The sequence below is a fragment of the Fodinibius saliphilus genome, from assembly GCF_005869845.1.
Lineage (GTDB): Bacteria > Bacteroidota > Rhodothermia > Balneolales > Balneolaceae > Fodinibius > Fodinibius saliphilus.
The window spans coordinates 1080936-1101210 of sequence record NZ_VAWF01000001.1 but is presented as its reverse complement, the minus strand read 5'-3'; the positions used below and the strand labels follow the sequence as shown (position 1 = coordinate 1101210).

Here is a 20275-nt window from a genome sequence, read left to right as displayed (position 1 = left end):
TGCTTGTATCAGCTGTTAATAGTTGTTACATCGCTGACGTAGAGCACTGACATCTTCTTTTGTTAGGCTTAAGTCAAAGATATTTTGTTTATCCATTACAGCATGCATAATCGATTTTGGGTTGTCGACATGGTCAAGCCCCAGAGCATGGCCCGTTTCGTGTGCTAAAACAGCTGTAAGTTCTGCCCTATTTCCAAACTGATAAATGTTAATACGTTTTTGATTACCTGCAACACGATACTGTCCCTGATCAAATCGTCCTACTTCACTAAATCGGCTGTTATATTCGGCAATCATTTCATTTTGTCGATCTACCAAATCGTTAAGTTGTTCTGACTTTGCATTAGCTCGTTGTCGTAATGATTCTGCAGCCGTTTTTAGTCTATTTCCTTTACGTTGTAGCTGTTTGAGATCTTTTTGCATCTGTTCTACTTCTGATTTTTTGCTACGTGGTATTCCACCTTTTTTGTTCCACTCCTCTATTTTTTTATTGAATTTCGATGCAGCTTTATTGTACTTATCCAACGCTTTTTCCATTTCTCCGCTCTTTTCTTTATATTTTTTAGAAAGACGGTTGAATGATTTTCTCATCAATTCGACGCGATGATCTAATGTCTTAATGCGTCGAGATAATTGTTTTTCATTCTGTGAACGTTGTTGTTCGTCGCCATAGATCAGATGAATGCCAATTTCTCCCTCTTTTTTATATTGCAGAAGTTCTTTCTGTACTGATTGTTCCCAAAGCGATTCAACCTTCCTCATCACCTGCTTTAATTCGCTATTACTGATATCGTATTTTTCATCGATATTTGCAATTCTATAGGTGAGAACTTTTTCACAGGCAACTGTTTGGTGAGTGGAAATTTCGGCAGTATTACTTTCAATAAGGTATTGCCCGACACTGAAATAGGAATAGTAAAATATTCCTATAAGTGAAAAAAAGAAAATTGAGCCAAAAGATTTCAGCTGCACAGTATTGATAATAAAGATTATAAAAAAACAACTTAACAAACTGTCACAATAAAATCATTGGCTGTACGGAAAGTAACTCATCCAATAATGAACAACTAAACTCGATATCTCCTCAGTAAACTAGTGGGTTCCATAATGCTGTTTCGCGGTATCAGCTAAGTCTAATACAGCTTTGGTATATAAACTACTGGGGTTATATCGTAGCACAGCCGTTTCGATATTATTGGTCCGCTTTTTAAAATAAGCCAGGTAGTTAGCAACTGACATAATATTATTATTCATATCAAAGATATCTTTTCCCACAAACCATTTGTTTAAGGAGTAGGGGATAAATTGGGCAAAAGCCATAGCACCGGCATAGCTAGATTTCAATTCAAATACGTCGATATTTTTACGTTCAACAAACTCCATTAACTCTCTTAATTGCGCTTTGGCAAAATCACGACGGTAATTTTCAGCGTACATCGATACATAGGCATTGAAGGGATTATAGCTGCCAATGTTTTGTCCAAAGTCTGATTCTATTCCAATGATAGCTGAAATCACATACTTTGAAATGCCATATTTCTTTGAAGCTTTATTAAGCTGCTTTGAGTGCTCGTCGATAAAATTACGAATTTCACGGGCTTTGGCATCGAATCCAAGTACTCTCTTATAGGAGGCTAGGGAGTGAGATTTTCGTTCAGCAGATTTACGAAATCGATCGGCAATTCCATCGTAGAGTTCAAAACGGGGATCTTCAAGTAACTTTCCTACTTCAAAGCCTTTTTCTTTTAAATATGCGATGAGGGACTCGATCTGCTTTATATCTTCTGTAGTCTCAACTGTAGAATATTTGGAGGATACGGCATTGTTGGTAGTAGCAGTGTTTCTATAAGAGGTGGCATCAAAGAAAAACAATAAAATCCATAACAAAGTCAGGATTACTATTGTTAATAACGAAAACTGTTTGGATGAGAGTCTCATAGGGCACCCCGATTTATATTGTTCTGTTTGCAATGAGCCGCTGCCGATCTCTGTAGGTATATCACTAATCCGGTGTTATGATGCCGGTCAACAAAAGATCGTCTGTATGATATCCTATATACTACTATTTATATAACGATTGAAGCGATTAATTAATTCTATGTTATCTTATTAATAGTTATCGGGAAGAAAACTGGTTAGTTAAGGCTTCTTATTTTTAGACTATTTGAGCCTGTTTCAGGTTTGGGCACACGGTAATAATTTCCTTTTTTCTTGTTGTAGAATCAGCCAGGTGTAAAAAATGTATCATATAGCTGATACCAAACAATACTAATATATAAGAATAAAAATCCTCTGCTCTATTTAAAACAGAGGATTTCGATTTAAGAGACTTTTACAAAACCTGTTAAGCATTAGCTCACAAACATAAGTTACAAGGAAGTTGTAATTCCTTTAACATGATAGGCTAGCACTAATAATAAAACCACGTCAGACCGAAGATTAATGATTCTTCATTAAAGTGAAATGAAGGTTTGTTCCCTATAAAAGAGTCAAAGATGAAGTTAATGGGTGGTTGGTAAACAAATTACTGCTTATCTTGTACTAATGTTGAATTAATCAGCAGTTGCCATTAGGCCCACAAATAATTCCATCTACATCAGCATCTTGGATCTTTTGTTGTTTTTCCAGCCAGTTATTCCATCCCTGTTTTAAAGCACTTAAAAAAGTTTTTGTCTCTTGTGCACCGGAAACTACAAACTTGCGGTCAAATAAAAATAGGGGAACACCGCGAATGTTCATTCCCTGCGCCGTTTGGAAATCATGTTTTACCACATTAGTAAATTTGTCACCTGTCAAGATATTTCTGGCTTTGTCTGTATCAAGTCCAAGCTGATCGGCAATATCAACAAGGGTATCAATCTCATCGATGTTTGCACCTGCGGTAAAATAAGCCTCAAATAACACTTCTTCTGCTTTATGGGCGAGACCGTGTGTCTTAGCCCACTGGATAATCCGATGGGCATTATAAGAGTTAGCAACTACGATCTTATCCATGTTAAATTCCAACCCTTCTTTTGCAGCCATGGTTTTAACGCGATTGGTCATCTGTTGAGCTTTATCAATAGAAATATTCTTTGATGTTGATAAATGCTCGTTAATTGTTGCCTCTGTATCAGTTTCCATATCAGGATTTAACAGGAAACTACGCCACTCAATATCAATACGATCGGTATATTCAAAATGTTCGAGGGCTTGGTCGAAACGGCGCTTTCCTATATAACAAAAAGGGCATACAACATCGGACCAAATTTCTACTTTCATATTATTTCATTTGAGGAGTAAATTAATTATTGAAGATAAGATAACCAGATGAATACTCCCTCTCAATAGGAAGCGAATGGGTAACGTTGAAGGATTTCTATCACTTGCAACAGTTTATCATTTATAAAAGCAAGATAATCCCATTTAGAGAAATAGCAGTTAAAAACACTTTATTCGGAGTAATAAACTTCATTTATTGAAAACCGATTCACCATTAATTGCATATGCCTATATGATACTTTCTTTATTGCTGTGGACTTTTGTGGCCTTATTGGCTACTGCGATACTTTGGAAAGGCAGTGATTGGCTTGAAAATGCCAGCGAAGGGCTATCTATATATTATGAATTGCCTGATATTGTACAGGGAGCCTTGGTAGTGGCTATCGGGTCCAGTTTCCCAGAGCTCTCAACGGTAGTGATTTCTACTTTATTACATGGAGAGTTTGAGCTTGGTGTAGCAGCAATAGTGGGGTCAGCAATTTTCAATATTCTCATTATTCCGGCTGCAGCGGGGTTGGTGGCAAAAAATCCGTTGGAATCTAATCGTGACCTGGTTTATAAAGAAGCACAGTTTTATATGATCTCTGTGGCCGTTCTTATCATTACGTTTTCATTTGCTGCTATTTTTTATCCTGTAACCACTGAAGGAGAAGCCATTTTCGGGAAGATGAGCCGTACTTTAGCTTTGTTACCCCTTTTACTTTATGGGTTTTATATCTTTATACAGTACCAAGATACTATGGATTATGAACCGGAGATAGAGTCAGTAAATATTAATCCCCTGAGACAATGGGCAATGTTGGTGGGCAGTTTAGTTATCATCCTAATTGGGGTAGAACTGTTGGTATTATCGGCTATTAAATTTGGAGATCTTTTGGGTACCCCCTCATTTCTTTGGGGAATTTCCGTTGTTGCTGCAGGGACCAGCATCCCCGATACCTTTGTAAGTGTTCGAAAAGCCCAGAAAGGTGATGCGGTAACTTCACTGGCTAATGTGCTGGGCAGTAATATTTTTGACCTATTGGTTTGTATTCCGATGGGCGTACTTATAGCTGGGGCTACTGTCATCAATTTCAGTATGGCAGCTCCGCTAATGGGGGCACTTACCCTGGCAACGTTGCTATTGTTCAGCTTTATGCGGACCGATATGATTCTCGATCGAAAAGAATCAGTAACCCTTATTATAGCATATGTTGTATTCTTGATCTGGATGGCACTCGAGAATTTGGCTATAATTGACTCTATTCCATCCTTACCGGCTTAGAGATAAGCCCCAAGAGAGATAATCACCTTAGTTACCGAAGAAATCCAAGATGTTACTGAGTGTACTGGTTTCTCCTTTGTACATTTCCGTGTAGGTACACTTTGTACAGGTAATAGTGGTAAAAGATTGGGTTTGGATATTGAAAAATTTGGAAAAGAAACCACCCGTCCCGGAAACCTCTCCTGTTTCAAATTCCCTGTTTTTGCACTTTGGACACTGCCAGTTCTGATGTCGCATAGTAATATCTGTTTGCGTTATGAGTAATGATTTAAGATGAATCGATATTAGAAAATAGCCCTTCAAAAACCAAGCTAGCAGTATAATGAATTGGCAATGGAAGCTGGACCTCCGTTTTCTTTACTAATATAGAAATCGTTTAAACGTCTCTTTTTGTTGGCTAATAGGTAGAGGACAGGATTGGTACCCTAAAAGCCATTATAACCTTTCTCTAATGTTTTACTCATGGTCTGTTAAATCCTAGTTAGTGAGTAAAATATACCACTTGGACAAGTTAGTACTTCATAAGGAGTTAAGGTATGTAGCCGTAAATAGAATAAAGGAGGAATGGAGGCGGAATTAAAATATCTACCCTGCCACTATGTAGTCACTCTGCATTCCTATTTTATTTCCACACTGGAAACTGGACCGCAGAACCGTGATATTAGCTTCAAGTTATCAGATGTCACACCTTATGCTCAATACATCAAGAACAAAGCATAATATATACTGTATCCTGTAATCTGAATCCTGAAAACAGCTTTACTATAACGCATGGAATTATTGTCAATCGTTTATATCATTCTAGGCCTGGTTTTAGGCTACATCATCGCCCATTTCAAATACAAAAGTAGTCAGCCCCTTACCAACGAAGAAGCAGAAACATTAAAACAGGAGCGTGAGCAGGCTATGCAAACCATTTCGCGGCTTGAAGAACGCAATGAGCGGCTGGATGCCGAGGTTTCGGAAGCAAAAAATAATTACCATAAAGAACAGGGGAGGGCCAATGACGCAGAAAAACAGCTGGCCGAGCTCAATGCTGAATATCGAAATTTAAAAGAGCGGCTCAGCGAGCAGAAAGAGGAGATGGCGAACTTACAGGACAAATTTAAAGATGAGTTTGAGAACCTGGCCAATAAAATCCTTGAAAAAAAATCGCAGAAGTTTACCGAGCAGAATAAAGAGAAACTGGATCAGCTGCTGAAACCACTGGGAGAGAAGATGGAGGCGTTTAAAAAGAAAGTAGAGGAGACCCATAAAGAAGATATAGAGGGTCGGAGCTCACTGAAAGAGCATCTCAAGCATCTGAAGGAGATGAACCAGCAGATGGCCAAAGAGGCCAAAGACTTAACGCAAGCCCTGAAAGGGGAATCGAAGACACAGGGCAGCTGGGGAGAAGTGATATTACAGCGTATCCTTGAAAAGTCGGGGCTTACAAAAGGTCGAGAATATGAAATCCAGGAGCACCATACCACCGAGGAGGGGCGTCGGCTGTATCCGGATGTAGTAGTGCATCTGCCCGATGAAAAACGTCTTGTTATCGATTCTAAAGTGTCGTTGACTGCTTATGAGCGGTTTAGTTCCGCTGATGATGACGTAGAACGGGAACATGCTCTGAAGCAACATGTAAACTCATTGCGCAGCCACGTAAAAGGATTGAGCAGTAAAAATTATGAACAGCTTTACGGAGGAAATAGCCCCGATTTCGTGCTGATGTTTGTGCCCATAGAATCGGCTTTTGGTATTGCTTTACAGCAAGATACCAGCCTCTATTACGATGCTTTTGACAAAAATATTGTCATTGTAAGTCCATCAACTCTGTTAGCTACCCTTGCAACTATCGATAGCGTATGGAAGCAGGAGTATCAGAGTAAAAATGCCCAGGAAATTGCTGAACGGGGCGGGGCACTATACGATAAGTTTGTACTATTTGTGGAAAGTATGCAGGATATCGGTCAACGTATTCGGCAAACACAGGAAAGTTATGATGAAGCTATGGGACGTCTGTCGGAAGGGCGCGGGAATGTAGTACGACAGGTTGAGATGCTGCGTGAGCTGGGGGCGAAAGCCAGTAAAAACCTACCGGGAGAGTTGACCGATCGGCCGCAAATAGAACAGGATAATAGTGATTCATAAGTATTTGGCCTGAGGGGTTCACCTTTCGTAGTGAGTTTAATGATTGGATATTAGCTGTTGGGGATAGGTAGGGAACAGAAACCAATAAAAATATCTGGGTATAGAATTATAATTTTATTTATAGTAAAAGCTTTTCATATTTGTATCTATGGAAAAATATCACTCTACACTTTTGTTCACATTACTATTCGTATGTATCGGACTCCCATTACAAGCACAAAATGATATAACTGTTGAAGTTGGAGATGAGGATGCCAAATCGATATCGAAAGCACGGAGCATCGGCTACACAAATACAGTAAGTCCTATTGCTTTGGGGATTGGAACGGTAGCCATTACTGAAAACAATACTCTTGAAACTGCAGGAGCAGCTTTGGCAGTTTATGGGTTAATTGTTGGTCCTTCTACTGCCAATTTTCATGTAGAAGATTATAAACGAGGTGGACTGGGGGTAGCAATTCGCGGTGTTGGGGCATTTTTGATGGCAGATGCTACCCGAGAAATATTTGGTAATGACTTTGCCGATGCCCTTACTATTGATGACAAAGAGGTTTCTTTAACTGATACTAAAATACTTATCGGAGAGGTGCTGATATTAGGAAGTATCGTATATAATATTGTCAGTGCTAAGGCATCGGTCAGAGAGTACAACAAACAGTCACGGTTTTCTTTTAAAATTAATTCTGAGCAAATTAATAATAAAATAGCGCCGATGCTTACGGCTCAGTTAAAATTATAGAAGTTTATTGGCTAGGATCCTGCCGCAGTGGTTCTACCAGTGATGCCAGCGTATTACCGTCATGGTTTGAAATAGCAGCATACCAAACATCATTCCATTTCCAAGAGACTACATGTTTCCCATTGATATTTCGGATATAAAAGTCTGTTGGAGTATCACATTGTTGTATCGCTTCTTTGGATCTGGTGAGAGTCCCATTCTTATTTAACTCAGCAAGTTTGAATGCAAAAATATAGATGTATTGATCTTCTTCGGGCAGATAATACTCGAGCATGGGGGTTTTGAAATCAGGTACAAAGGTTTCATAAACTACGCCTTCAAAGCGAGTATTTTGCAGTGAGGGTATAACCATTGGCATGTCGTAATTCGAGACAAGTTGGAGTTCTGCTGCTCCTAAATCAGAAGTTGCAATAGTAGGTTGTACCCATTGCCCATTGTGGCGAATGAAGTGATTATATGCTGCTTGCTCTACATTATGTGATCTCTCATTTTGGGGAACAGTTTCATGAAAGTTCATGTAGGTCCAACCAATGAGAACAAATATAACAATGGCTGCAGCTGACTGTATAAATATATTTTTCCCGGATGGGGATGGTTTTGTATTATTTTTTGTACCAACCTTTGAGTGGCTGGCTGGTTCACTGGTTGGAAGGTCATATATAGGAGCTTCCCTTTCTTTGGAATACTCACTTATATTTTTAACAAAATTCTTGATCGAAGAGGGCGCCTTGGCACGTGGATAACGAGATTTTACAACAGCTTTTATTTCCTTCATCAAATAATATTCCTGTTGTATATCCTGATTATGGGAAATATAGTTCAAGAGAGCAGCTCGTTCATCCTCAGTAGCTTCTCCATCTATAACAGGAGTGATGAGTTTAAATGCTTCTTCTTGCGAGAGATTGGTATTTCTTCCCATAGTATTGCTTCTAATACCGTAGTAGAATGTTATATTAAAGATATATAAGTCTTAATTACATAACAAAGAGGTATTTGTTAATGTTCCAATTTGAGAGCATTTAACGAATTTTTGACTATCATTAACGTTTGTAATGAATTACTCTAGCTGTAGGATGTGAAAACCACTTAACAAGGGTAAGTCGGTATTACAATGTTTTGTTATTTCTTCTCTAATTGTTTGGCAGTCATAGTGTCGGTTTAGCCGGTATCCAATTTCTGATAATAAGTCTTTGAATTCATTTATTGATTTTTGGAGCTGTAATTCTTCACCGACTAGTTTAACACTTGACTTAAAAATATGTTGATGGAATGGAAACAGCTCATTAAGGTCAAAATGTGTGCTTATGAGGGTTGGAGTAGAGGTGAAATGTTGTTTTAGCCCTTTTAACAGAGAATGGACAGTATTACTATTGAGATAGTCGAAAAAACCTTCAGCAACTATAGTAGTTTTTTTATTAGGATCGACTTCAGGATGATTTTCAAATATATCGACCAACTGGTCTTTTGGGAGAAAGGCCTCAACGATTAAAGGGTGCTGACTGTTTGGATAGAATTGCCGGAGAAATGCTTTTTTTCGTTTTGCCATATACGGAACATCACATTCGATGCAATATATGTCTTGTTGGCTGTAGTGATGAGCCAAGTGGTCAAAACCGGCCCCCAGAACGATAAGTTGTTTTGAGCCTTCAGCAATACTTTTTTTTACCATCCGATGGATATACCATTTACGGGCTACTACATGCAGCAGATCACCGGGTAACAAAAGTTCTTCTGACCATATATATAATTTCCGAACCCATCTAAACTGCAACCAGAAGTGATAATAGCGATTAGGGGCAGGAAGTGTTTTGACGAGTCGTTCATAGAATATGATTACGGAATCATCAAAGAGGGAGCGGAAGGAATCAAAACGACTCAAACCATAGAATTTGATCGCTAAGAAGGCCGCTGTTTGGCTAAGCTGATCGGCTTTCATTAAAAAAGTATATAATGCTAAAATTCTATATTATCTGTTGTTTCAGCAGCACTGATTAAGATTGTGCAATTGAAAATCTACGCCAAGGTTCTTTATTAGGTGGAGCCAGCTCAAAGTGCATCTGCTGGTTGAGCTTAGGATGTTTAAAGGTCAATTCTACAGCCCTTAGGGCAATATCTCGACCATCGGGCTGGTTCTTGCCGTACTTATAGTCACCCCAAATAGGATATCCTTTATGGGCCAACTGCACGCGTATTTGGTGTGGTCGCCCTGTTTGTAAGTGAACGGATAGCAAATTAAGATCATTCGCTTCTTCCATTTTAGCAAAAGAGAGTATCGCTTTCTTACCTTTTTTTTGATTCCCGGCTACTACTTCTACTACGTTTCGATCACGATCTTTTTGCAGGTGATGGGTGAGAACACCATTCTGAGGAGGAGCTCCGGAAGTTACAGCCCAATATGTTTTCTGTATTGTTCTATCACGTATTTGTTGGGAAAGAGCATTTGCTGCTTGTGGATTTTTTGCCAATAACATGAGTCCACCAACAGGGCGATCAAGACGATGAATCAATCCCAAAAATGGATTCTTTTGTGACCGAGATAGATAGTATTTGCATAGACTAACGACATCGGGATCTCCGGTATGGTCTTCTTGAGAGAGGACATTAGCGGGTTTTTGAATAAGAAGAAGATGGTCATCCTCAAAAACAATTGGGATATCAGGTTGGGTACGTGTTTGTTTCATTATGCGTTTAGGTACCGTTCAATACGTTCTTTCGATTCGGGTTCTGTGGATAAACTCACTGTAACAAGAAGGCCTATATTTATTAAAAGCCCGTATATTCCTTCATGTATCGGGAAAGGCCGGAGCTCGGGATAGAGTAAGAAAAAGATCGTTGTTAGAACTCCTCCCAGAAGTCCGGCTATTGCTCCGTAACCAGTTGCCCGTTTCCAGTAAAACATACAAAGGACAAGGGGGAAAATTTGAGCCACTCCTCCGTAGGATCCTAGCAACAGGTTCACAATAGGCACATCAGATATAACGGCAAAATAGTAGGCAATAAGACTGATAATAATAACCAGTAAGCGGATAAGGTTACGTTCTTTTTTATCAGTATGCCATTCGGCCGGCAAAATATGGGAAAGTCCATCGCGTACACCAATAGAAGCCGCAGAATGGAGTATAGCATCACCTGACGACATAGAAGCAGCCAGCGTTCCGGCACAAACCAAGCCGATTATGATAATGGGTAAGTCCAGTTGAGTAAGAATATAGGGAAGAATACTATCGGCAGGTGATACGTTGGGGTAGGCCAGGATAGCGGTAAAGCCAATAATTAAAATTGGGATCAGAAAAAATTGGAATGTGGGGTATAAAACTGCTGTGAGTTTCATTGTTCGATCATTTTCTGCAGCAAAAGCACGCATGAAAAGGTGAGGCCAGACCGAAAACCCCACAGCGGATACAATAACAGCCGAGCTGTAGCTCCACCAATTCCAGGGTTCGCCGGAAGCATTTAGACCGGGAGCTTTTAGCATAGCTGACATGTCACTTTGGGCAATCTGGGTAAACATTTCACCAACGCCACCAAATAGTTCATATGGCAGATAAATTCCCAAAAACCAGGCAATGATCATCATAAAAATCCCTTGGAAGGTGTTGGTCCAACCTACACCCATAACTCCGCTAAAGTATACATAGATCAGAACCACAAGATAGGCAATGCCGGCTCCAAGCCACTGTGGAATAGCCCCTTCACTAATAGTAGTGATAACATAGCCGGCACCTTTCATTTGCAGGGTCAAATATGGAATAAAAACAACGATACTTATTATAGCTAGTAAGGCTGAGAGAGAGGTGCTGTTAAAACGATCTTGCAGAATTTCGGCCTGTGTCACAAAATCATATTTTTCTCCCAATCGTCGCACTTTGGGTCCAAAAAAGTAGATGGGAATCATTCCTGTGGCTCCATAGGATATTATATAAAAGGCTGCAGCACCCCGGGAGTAAGCCCAGCCGGGTCCGCCAAGGAAAGCAAAGGAGGAGAATATGGAAGCACCTAGTACAAAATAAAGCAGCAGCAAATTCATACTTCGGTCGCCGGCAACAAAGCCACTAACACTGTCAGAAACTTTTAATCCCGGAATAATACCCATTGCCAGAGTTATGGCAAGGTATATTCCACAGATAAGTAAAATGATGACCCAGCTTTCCATCAGGATTCAGGAGACTTCGGGTTACTGTGTTCGGGATCGGTTAAAAAGTACCAGAGTAACAGAAGAAAGGCTGATATCAGCATTGCTACAACCCAGAAGAACGAAAGTGGTAATCCAAATATGATAGGATAAATATCCGAAAATAGGGCATAGCCTGGCCATACCAGTCCTATTTGAATGAGGATGAATATGGTTATAAAAAATTTTTTCCGAAGACTCATAGATAATAATACCGATCTTATGTCGTCTACTAATGTAATAATTATAGCTAATGATTCAATCCCGGATTTGGGAACAGCTTAATTATTAAATGTTTCCATTCCAGAAACACTATATGTAAGTTAATGCATAGAAAAATTGAGGTTTGAACAGAGCTATTTTGTACGATGAGTAATGAGCACAACCCCGATGTGGATGTAAAGGAAAAAGTGGATCATCTGCCACTTTCGCCCGGCGTATATATGTTTAAAGATAAAAAAGATCGGCTGCTTTATGTGGGCAAAGCAAAGCGCTTGCGCAATCGCGTGCGGTCATATTTTCAGGATTCAAGTGACCATGACGGACGTATTCGGGTGATGATAAACAAGATTGAGGATCTGGAAGTAATTGTTACGGATTCGGAAGCCGAAGCTCTTATTCTTGAGAATAACCTGATTAAGAAACATCAGCCACGTTATAATATCCTCTACAGGGATGACAAAACCTACCCCTATATCTGTGTCACCAATGCCGATCGTCCAAGGGTATTTCCAACTCGAACAGTAATTAACGACGGCAGCAAGTATTTCGGTCCTTACGACAGCGTAAAACATATGAAGCGGATGCTGGAGACGATTCGGAAAGCTTTTAATCTATGTACATGTGCCGTCTCAAGAAAGAATATTGACCGTACGAAAGGGGCTCCTAAATGGCACTCTTGTTTTGATGATTACCTGGAGAGCTGCTCCGGGGACTGGAATATTGAAGAGTATCAGGCTACTATTGAAAAGGTAGAACGTATGTTAAATGGCCGTACTAATGCTCTTATTCAAGATCTTAAAGAAGAGATGTCAATTGCTTCTGAGGCATTAGAGTATGAAAAAGCAGCCCGTATCCGTGATAGCTTACAGGCGGTGCAAAAGTATAGTAAGAAGATGAAAATGGTTGCGGGCAAAAAAGTTGATCGTGATCTGTTTGCTGTTAAGGTCGATGAAGAGATTAATGAAGCCTGCGGGGTACTCTTTAAAGTTAGGGAAGGAAAGCTTATCAGTAAATTTCATCGGTTCCTGAAGAATATTAAGCATCTCGAGAAAGGGGAGATGTTACAATCGTTTGTCGAAGATTACTATACCGGACAATATGCAGGTGCAATACCTGATGAAGTTTATGTTAGTGATGAACTTAAAAATAAGGAGCCCCTTGCCCAGTACCTGTGGGAAGAACGAGGTAAAAAGGTGCGTGTGCACCGACCACAACGGGGTGAAAAGGCAAAAATGATTCGCATGGCATTATCTAATGCCAAGCTTTTATTGGGAGAACGAAAGCTGGAGAAAGAGAAAGCAGCCCGCAAACACATTCCACACTCAGTGAAAGAACTCAAAGAACGACTGAATTTAGATCGGTTGCCACGGCGTATTGAGTGTTTTGATAATTCGAATTTGCAAGGTAGTGACCCTGTAGCTTCAATGGTTTGTTTTGTAGATGCCCGTCCTAGAAAAAGTTCATATAAACGGTTTAATATTAAGACGGTTGAAGGACCTGATGACTTTGCATCTATGAAGGAGGTATTGAGTAGACGATATAAACGGGTGATGGATGACAAAGAACAAATCCCTGATTTAATTGTCGTAGATGGGGGCAAGGGACAATTAAGCAGTGCTGTTTCTGCTCTCAAAGAGATCGGTTTTTACGGACAATGTGAGATTATCGGTTTAGCTAAACGGCTTGAAGAGGTTTTTGTTCCGGACAGATCAAAATCTATTATGATTCCAAAAAAATCATCGGCCCTTAAATTATTGCAAAAAGTAAGAGATGAAGCGCATCGTTTTGCTGTGGATTTCCATCGGGATAAAAGATCGAAGCGTACTATAAAAACCGAATTGACGCAAATTAACGGGATCGGTGAGAAAACGGCAAAGCAGTTGCTGAAATCATTTGGATCAGTGAACACCGTGCGAGAGAGCTCTTTAGAAGAGCTCCAGGAAGAAATTGGAAATAAAACCGGGCAAAAAGTTTTTACTTATTTTAATGGGGAGAAGGAGTAAAGAAAGAAATGTTTTCGAAATGCAGCATGTTAGATAAAAGTGTTTGCCAACTGACGACAGTAAAAGACACTTTTTGAGGGATATAATGGCAGTTTATTATGGTTCGGCATGGTACTTGTACATATAACACCTCTAACATTATCATGTGATAGATATTATTTCTGTCATGAATTAGAATGAAAATAGCTATTAGCAGTAGGCGATTGGTTTCTGTTTTTGGAACAAATGTTTGGTTTGTGCCTATATTAACTGTTTACTAACAGATAGTGAATCACAACAAAGAATATAATTTGTTCTGAATGAAAGATGAAGTCAATATTATGCATCTAATAACTTGTTAGTTGCATCGCTGACTAAAATTTTCTTAATTCAGCCGTGAGGTTATTATGAAACTCAAGCAATCAAAACATATTAGCAAAAAATACCAGCAACTCGATGATAAAGATCTTGTTCGTTTCTATCGCCAGAATGGTGACGAGCAAGCATTTAACGAGTTGATGAATCGGCATCAGACCAAGATCTATTCCTATATCTATAGTATGGTAGGGAGTGCTGGAAAAGCTGATGATATTTTCCAGGAAGTCTTCACTAAGGTCATCACCAAGATGGATGACACCTATAATGAACAGGGGAAGTGGATTGCCTGGGTTATGCGTATTGCCCATAATGCAACAATCGATTATTTAAGAAAACAAAAAAGGTTTGTAGACGTTAGTTCTAACTACGACAAAGAGTCAAACACTGACTTCTATGATCGTTTGCCTGATGAAGATCTTATCAGCGCGCAGGAACAGCTTGAGAAGGAAGAGGCACAAAGTAGTCTCATGAAGCATATAGGCGAGCTTTCCAAGGAACAACGTCAAGTTGTAATGTTACGTCACTATTATGAAATGCCGTTTAAAGAGATCGCAGAACTTACGAATGTTTCTATTAATACCGCACTAGGACGTATGCGGTACGCGCTCATAAATCTTCGAAAACTTTTTGACAAAGAAAAAGAACAAGAAGAAAATAATTATGCCCAACGAGGATAATGATTGTATTCGGTACCTGATGAAGGAGATGGATCCTTCTGAGGAGCTACTTATGGAACAAGCTATGATGGAAGATGAAGATCTTCTCATCGAGGTTGAAAGCATGAGACAGACGCTCCAGAAATTAAATAAACTTCCGGAGATGGATCCCCCTTCTGATGTTACCGATGCTATTATGCAGAAAGCGGCTGAGCAAGCCGAAAAGAATCGCAAATCACAGAAAACATTTAAGCCGGTTCTACAGTATGCTGTTGCTGCTACGTTGGCACTTACGGTTACAGCTGGCGGCATGTGGTTCTATATTGGCAGTGAGGGAAAACAAAACACATCTTCTCAAGAAAAGAACATTTCTTCAACTGCATCTTCTGCCAATGTTTCTACTGATATTGGGGGAATGCAACTTTCCAGAGTAGGTAATGAGGCCACCCAGAAAAATATAAACAACCGTTCAAAACCTAAGATTAAACCGTGGACTGACCGAAATGATATTCTGCGGTATGAGGATCAGTTTATGAACCAAAATGGCCAGTACCAAGCTCTCATCAAAAATGCTACTCAAAAACTACGTTTAATTGAACGACCTACAGGGGGAACAGGCCGGGTAAATTCTCTTCAATTAACAGGATCGGGTAATTAATAGAGCTGGTTTTGTTAGCCGAAAGGTTCTATACTTCACTTTAATGTTCAACTGGAACAGAGCATAAGCTGTAGTTAGGCTCGAAATTAACGACATATCTCTCAGTTGAACATAATAGAAGGATATGCATGAAGGTTGAACCAGCTAGAATAGTAAATGATTACCCATACTGAAGCAATCATTTTCAGGACTGTCGATTACCAGGAATCCAGCAAGATTGTAACCATGTTTACTCGCAAACATGGTAAGATTGCGCTTATGGTTCGAGGAGCTAAAAAGCCCAAGAGTAAATTTTCGGGACTCATTGAGGTCGGCAATATCCTTGATGTAGTCTATTATCATAAATCCTCTCGTTCGGTACAGATCCTTTCTGAGGCAAGTTATGCAGTAAAGAATGACAAGCTGCGCACCGATTTTGAAAAGATGGCTACGATGACTTCAGCTATTGAGATGATTGGTCAGCTTTTGCATGATGATGAAGTGAATACGCCTCTGTTCGATTTTTCAAAAAAGATGTTAACCTGGCTTAATTCGGCCGATATATATCCTCCACAAATGTTTCCTTACCTGCAGATACGTTTGGCTGGCCTTACCGGAATCGGACTACAGCTTGATGTAAATCAATCAAGAGAAGAAACGAACTATTTTAACCTGGAATCGGGTTTAATAACTACCGAAAGTATTTCCTCACATTCATATAAGTTAACCCCAACCCAGTATGATTATATTCGTATCGCTTTGCAGGCGAGAAGTTCAAAACTGTTTGAGTTTTCTTTTGAAACTGGGGAGTTGCGGTCATTAATTGATCATTTGGATCGATATTTAAAATACCATGTAGAAGGACTTCGAGACCGTAAGTCTGATGCCATTTTTGAACAAATATTACAGGAGTAAGTATGAAAAGAAGAGACCGTTTTTTATCAGGTATTTTATTGGTGTTGATTGGTGTGATAATTGGCACTCTTATCGCTTTTTACCAGCAACAAAATATGGTAGATGACCGTGCAAAGGTTAAGGTTACAGAGGTAAGGCACGGTAGAACACCTGTTTTTACAGATGAAGAGCTTGCTAAAATTGATGATCGATTCCTTTTTAAACAGATAGCTGAGCATGTTACGCCTACGGTTGTTTATATAGAAACGGTGATACCGTTCTCTAGACGAAATATACCCGATGATGAATTTCACGAAGAGGAAGACGGTTTTTGGGGAAATATTATACCACGTCGCACGCGTACGGTAGGTTCTGGAATTATCATAAGTAGTGACGGATATATATTAACAAATAATCACGTTATTGATGGGGCTATTGAGGATGGAATAGAAGTAGTATTAAATGATAAACGTACATTCGAAGGACGTATTGTGGGACAAGATCCTACCACAGATTTGGCTGTTCTTAAGGTACCGGCCAATAATCTACCGGCTATTACTATTGGTAATTCCAATGAAGTTGATGTGGGAGAATGGGTGCTTGCTATCGGGAATCCGTTTCGGTTGCGGTCTACTGTAACCGCAGGCATTGTAAGTGCCTTAAGTCGCGATGTACAGATTATTAATGATCAGATGCGGGTCGAAAGCTTTATACAAACAGATGCTGCCATTAATAAAGGGAATAGTGGAGGTGCCCTTGTTAATACAGATGGAGAATTAATTGGAGTTAACACGGCTATTGCCTCCCAAAGTGGAAATTACCAGGGGTATGGATTTTCCGTACCATCGAATTTAGCAGCTAAAGTGGGGCAGGATTTAATCGAATACGGTGAAGTGCGGCGCGCACTGCTGGGGGTGACAATTGTAAGTGTAAATGCAGAGCTGGCAGAGCAATTGGGTATGGATGAAATTCGCGGAGTTCAGATTACTGCTGTATCGCCTGGTGGTGCAGCAGATAAAGCAGGACTGCAAACGGAGGATGTTATTTTAAGTGTCGATGGAGATATTGTGAATGAATCGAATCAGCTTCAACAAAAAATTGCGGTACGAAATCCAGGGGAGTTGGTTGAGCTGGATATTCTGCGAGACGGTATTAAAATGACTAAAACTGTTAAGCTTGGGCTTCTTGAGCAGGAAAATCATCAGTTTGCCAATACTCCCTCCTCTAGAGATCGTTTGGAAAAAGATGATGAAAGAGATTCATCTTCTGATGATAATAATTTTGCAGTGTTCGATTTTGGCATTAAAGTTATGGCAATTCAAAAAGAGGAGGTAGGGGATAGATACCACTTAATCATAACCGAAGTAGTGGATGGATCTGATGCTGATGAAAAAAAATTAAAAGCGGGATTTGAGATAAAAAAAGTAGGAGATCAAAAAGTTGAAGATCTGGAATCTTTAAAGGATCTTATAAACCAATTTTTTAACAAATATGATTCGGTTTTGTTAGAGGTCGCTACCCGAGAAGGGGAGACCAGAATGATCGAATTAGAACAGTAAAATTATTTTTATGCATCGTTTTTTGGGTTTAGTAGTTGTTGTTATTTCATTTTCATTTTTTGCATCTTGCACCGGGACCACGGAAGTGGTTAAAAAAGGGTCCTCATCCCAAAAGGAGGTAAAGGATTATCCTTCGTGGTTTAGTACTGAAACAGTTGTAAACAGCGGTTCCGAGATGGTAGGATATGCATCGGCCCTAAACAGTGATTCAGCTTCATCGGTTTCGGAAGCGGTTAAGCGTGCTAAAACAGAGGTGAAGGCGGCCTTGTCTGATAAGCTGGAAGAAATTCGAACTGAAGCACTTTCTGAGTATGGATCAGGTTATGGGTTGGATTCAGCCCGCTTTCTAATTGCTCTACGTAAAGCAGATAAGGCTGTCAGTGATGTGGTTTCTGTGAGTAATACTAATGCCAGAAGTGTAGAAGGTTATGAAAGTTACCGCGGTTTTGCAGAAGTGAGTGTTCCAAAAGCTAAATTAAGTGAACGAATTGGCAAACGGTTAGCAGGATATGAAAAAGCTTGGAATGCGATGAAAGAATCTAAGGCATTTGAAAGCTTCTGAATTTTATTCTAAAAAAATTAGTAAAAAAGCCCGCAAAGTAAAACCTTTGCGGGCTTTTCATATATAGAGCTGTTAGGAAATGATGTAGAATTTATACTACATATTTTCTATAATTTTTTCTCCAAACTCAGAACATTTGAGAAGAGTTGCATCATCCATCAGGCGTTCAAAGTCGTAAGTAACAGTTTTTTGCGTGATAGAAGCTTCGAGTCCTTTTTCAATAAGATCAGCAGCTTCATTCCAGCCCAGATAGCGGAGCATTATAACACCAGATAGAATCAATGAACCGGGGTTCACTTTATCTTGGCCAGTATATTTGGGAGCCGTGCCGTGTGTTGCTTCAAAAACAGCAAGTCCTGTATTATAGTTGATGTTTGCTCCGGGAGCAATACCAATGCCGCCTACACAAGCAGCAAGAGCATCAGAAACATAGTCGCCGTTGAGGTTCATAGTAGCTATTACGTCATACTCATCAGGACGGGTTAATATCTGCTGCAAGAATGCATCGGCAATAGCGTCCTTTATAACGATACCGTTGGGCAGTTTACACCATGGACCATCGCCAATAACTTCAGCATCAAACTCTTCACGGGCAACTTCATATCCCCAGTCTTTGAAGCTACCTTCGGTAAACTTCATAATGTTTCCTTTATGAACAAGGGTAACACTGTCACGATCGTTCTCAATAGCGTAGTTAATTGCCGACCGAACGAGACGTTTGGTTCCTTCTTCAGAGATTGGCTTGATTCCAAGAGAAGTGGTATCCGGGAATCGCATATTGTCTACCCCCATCTCATTAATCAAGAAATCTTTCAGCTTCTTGTTTTCAGGGGTTCCGGTCTGATATTCGATACCGGCATAAATATCTTCGGTATTTTCACGGAATATCACCATATCGGTTTTTTCAGGATGTTTAACCGGGCTCGGAGTACCTTGGTAATATTTAACTGGTCGTACACAGGCAAAGAGGTCTTTATGTTGACGAATCGCAACATTTAATGATCGTATTCCACCGCCAACAGGAGTTGTTAATGGTCCCTTAATAGCAACCTTATAATCTTCAATGGCGTTAAGTGTATCTGCAGGAAGCCATTCGCCTTCACCATAAAAATCTACGGCTTTTTCTCCAGCGTAAATTTCAAACCATTCAATTTTCTTTTCACCGCTATAGGCTTTTTCAACAGCGCTGTCAAGTACATTGCGCATGGTTGGCGTAATATCGATGCCAATACCATCACCCTCAATAAATGGAATAATAGGATTATCAGCGACGTTCAGGGTACCGTCGGCTTCGGTAGTAATTTTTGTCCCGTTTTCGGGGGGCGTAATCTTGTCGTAACTCATGGATATTTCAGCAATAAGTTCGGATTAAATTTGGTTTCTAAGTATAGTAAAAAAATGATGCAGGTGCAGAGTTATGCGGAATTTCAAATAAAATTAATAAGAAGGGGTATTCTATGCCTTATAATGGTTCTGAAAATTGGTTATTTTCTCGTTATATTATTAGTTGAAAGAATTCCTACATCCAGATAAAGGAATCCGTTATGATTAAGCCAATGTTCGGGCATCGTCCCAAAAACAAAAAGTTCAAATACCAATATCGGTATTATGATCCCAAAAAGGAGCAGAGCCGACGAGAGCGTATCAAAATAAAACGGCCTTATAAAAAATCCCACCAGGGACGTTCTGTTTTGATGTATGCACTTGGGCTGGCTATGGTAATTTATATTATGTATTTGCTGTAGTTTTTTGGGTGATTTCGTCTTACTTATAGGATGATATTTTTGTATCATCAGCCTTAATAAAAATTATGCAAA

General features: G+C 39.7%; 19 protein-coding genes. 10 read left to right on the top strand and 9 right to left on the bottom strand.

What is annotated here, in order from left to right:
- Window positions 1-15 precede the first annotated feature (15 nt).
- The 3 genes from FCN14_RS04610 to FCN14_RS04600 form a co-directional block, all read right to left on the bottom strand.
- Window positions 16-972 carry a matrixin family metalloprotease gene (locus FCN14_RS04610; RefSeq protein ID WP_171032806.1) on the bottom strand — a complete coding sequence of 319 codons (957 nt, stop codon included), beginning with the start codon at window positions 970-972 and terminating at the stop codon, window positions 16-18.
- 120 nt (window positions 973-1092) lie between these two features.
- Window positions 1093-1938, bottom strand: a complete 846-nt coding sequence (locus tag FCN14_RS04605) for a lytic murein transglycosylase (protein ID WP_138429905.1) — start codon at window positions 1936-1938, stop codon at window positions 1093-1095.
- 618 nt (window positions 1939-2556) lie between these two features.
- Window positions 2557-3261, bottom strand: coding sequence for a DsbA family oxidoreductase (locus FCN14_RS04600; protein ID WP_138429904.1), 705 nt, complete (start codon window positions 3259-3261; stop codon window positions 2557-2559).
- Window positions 3262-3493: 232 nt separating this feature from the next.
- Here FCN14_RS04600 and FCN14_RS04595 point away from each other — a divergent pair, with 232 nt between their 5' ends.
- Window positions 3494-4525 carry a sodium:calcium antiporter gene (locus FCN14_RS04595; protein ID WP_138429903.1) on the top strand — a complete coding sequence of 344 codons (1032 nt, stop codon included), beginning with the start codon at window positions 3494-3496 and terminating at the stop codon, window positions 4523-4525.
- Window positions 4526-4552: 27 nt separating this feature from the next.
- Here the strand turns inward: FCN14_RS04595 and FCN14_RS04590 are convergent, their stop codons facing one another.
- Window positions 4553-4762 (bottom strand): zinc ribbon domain-containing protein, encoded by a 210-nt coding sequence (locus tag FCN14_RS04590; protein WP_138429902.1) that lies wholly within the window; start codon window positions 4760-4762, stop codon window positions 4553-4555.
- A 534-nt stretch (window positions 4763-5296) separates the two neighbouring features.
- Here FCN14_RS04590 and FCN14_RS04585 point away from each other — a divergent pair.
- Together FCN14_RS04585 and FCN14_RS04580 are read left to right on the top strand one after the other, a co-directional pair.
- The gene (locus FCN14_RS04585) at window positions 5297-6658 is read left to right on the top strand and encodes a DNA recombination protein RmuC (protein ID WP_246043097.1); all 1362 of its coding nucleotides are present in this window, start codon (window positions 5297-5299) and stop codon (window positions 6656-6658) included.
- 148 nt (window positions 6659-6806) lie between these two features.
- Complete coding sequence (locus FCN14_RS04580) at window positions 6807-7397, top strand: hypothetical protein (protein WP_171032805.1); 591 nt, start codon at window positions 6807-6809, stop codon at window positions 7395-7397.
- 4 nt (window positions 7398-7401) lie between these two features.
- Here the strand turns inward: FCN14_RS04580 and FCN14_RS04575 are convergent, their stop codons facing one another.
- The 4 genes from FCN14_RS04575 to FCN14_RS04560 all read right to left on the bottom strand — a co-directional run bounded on the left by FCN14_RS04575 (window position 7402) and on the right by FCN14_RS04560 (window position 11550).
- On the bottom strand, window positions 7402-8316 hold the full coding sequence (locus tag FCN14_RS04575; protein WP_138429900.1) for an anti-sigma factor: 915 nt from the start codon (window positions 8314-8316) through the stop codon (window positions 7402-7404).
- Between the two features lie 138 nt (window positions 8317-8454).
- Entirely contained in the window at window positions 8455-9333 is an 879-nt protein-coding gene (locus tag FCN14_RS04570; RefSeq protein WP_138429899.1) for a class I SAM-dependent methyltransferase, read from the bottom strand.
- 55 nt (window positions 9334-9388) lie between these two features.
- On the bottom strand, window positions 9389-10078 hold the full coding sequence (locus tag FCN14_RS04565) for an RluA family pseudouridine synthase (RefSeq protein WP_138429898.1): 690 nt from the start codon (window positions 10076-10078) through the stop codon (window positions 9389-9391).
- The gene (locus FCN14_RS04560) at window positions 10078-11550 is read right to left on the bottom strand and encodes a sodium:solute symporter family protein (RefSeq protein WP_138429897.1); all 1473 of its coding nucleotides are present in this window, start codon (window positions 11548-11550) and stop codon (window positions 10078-10080) included. Before FCN14_RS04560 ends, FCN14_RS04565 begins: the two co-directional genes overlap by 1 nt.
- 386 nt (window positions 11551-11936) lie before the next feature.
- Here FCN14_RS04560 and uvrC point away from each other — a divergent pair, with 386 nt between their 5' ends.
- The 6 genes from uvrC to FCN14_RS04530 all read left to right on the top strand — a co-directional run bounded on the left by uvrC (window position 11937) and on the right by FCN14_RS04530 (window position 18458).
- Window positions 11937-13793, top strand: coding sequence for an excinuclease ABC subunit UvrC (uvrC, locus tag FCN14_RS04555; RefSeq protein WP_138429896.1), 1857 nt, complete (start codon window positions 11937-11939; stop codon window positions 13791-13793).
- 386 nt (window positions 13794-14179) lie between these two features.
- Window positions 14180-14827: an RNA polymerase sigma factor gene (locus FCN14_RS04550; RefSeq protein ID WP_138429895.1), complete on the top strand. Its 648-nt coding sequence runs from the start codon at window positions 14180-14182 to the stop codon at window positions 14825-14827.
- Window positions 14811-15464: a hypothetical protein gene (locus FCN14_RS04545; protein WP_138429894.1), complete on the top strand. Its 654-nt coding sequence runs from the start codon at window positions 14811-14813 to the stop codon at window positions 15462-15464. The genes FCN14_RS04550 and FCN14_RS04545 overlap by 17 nt, the downstream gene beginning before the upstream one ends.
- Before the next feature lie 156 nt (window positions 15465-15620).
- Window positions 15621-16358 (top strand): DNA repair protein RecO, encoded by a 738-nt coding sequence (gene recO, locus FCN14_RS04540; RefSeq protein ID WP_138429893.1) that lies wholly within the window; start codon window positions 15621-15623, stop codon window positions 16356-16358.
- Window positions 16359-16360: 2 nt separating this feature from the next.
- Window positions 16361-17896, top strand: coding sequence for a trypsin-like peptidase domain-containing protein (locus FCN14_RS04535; RefSeq protein WP_138429892.1), 1536 nt, complete (start codon window positions 16361-16363; stop codon window positions 17894-17896).
- Window positions 17897-17906: 10 nt separating this feature from the next.
- Window positions 17907-18458: a hypothetical protein gene (locus tag FCN14_RS04530; RefSeq protein ID WP_138429891.1), complete on the top strand. Its 552-nt coding sequence runs from the start codon at window positions 17907-17909 to the stop codon at window positions 18456-18458.
- Window positions 18459-18554: 96 nt separating this feature from the next.
- Here FCN14_RS04530 and icd read toward each other — a convergent pair whose 3' ends face one another.
- Entirely contained in the window at window positions 18555-19802 is a 1248-nt protein-coding gene (gene icd, locus FCN14_RS04525) for an NADP-dependent isocitrate dehydrogenase (protein WP_138429890.1), read from the bottom strand.
- Between the two features lie 200 nt (window positions 19803-20002).
- Here icd and FCN14_RS04520 point away from each other — a divergent pair, with 200 nt between their 5' ends.
- On the top strand, window positions 20003-20203 hold the full coding sequence (locus FCN14_RS04520) for a hypothetical protein (protein ID WP_138429889.1): 201 nt from the start codon (window positions 20003-20005) through the stop codon (window positions 20201-20203).
- Window positions 20204-20275: the final 72 nt, after the last annotated feature.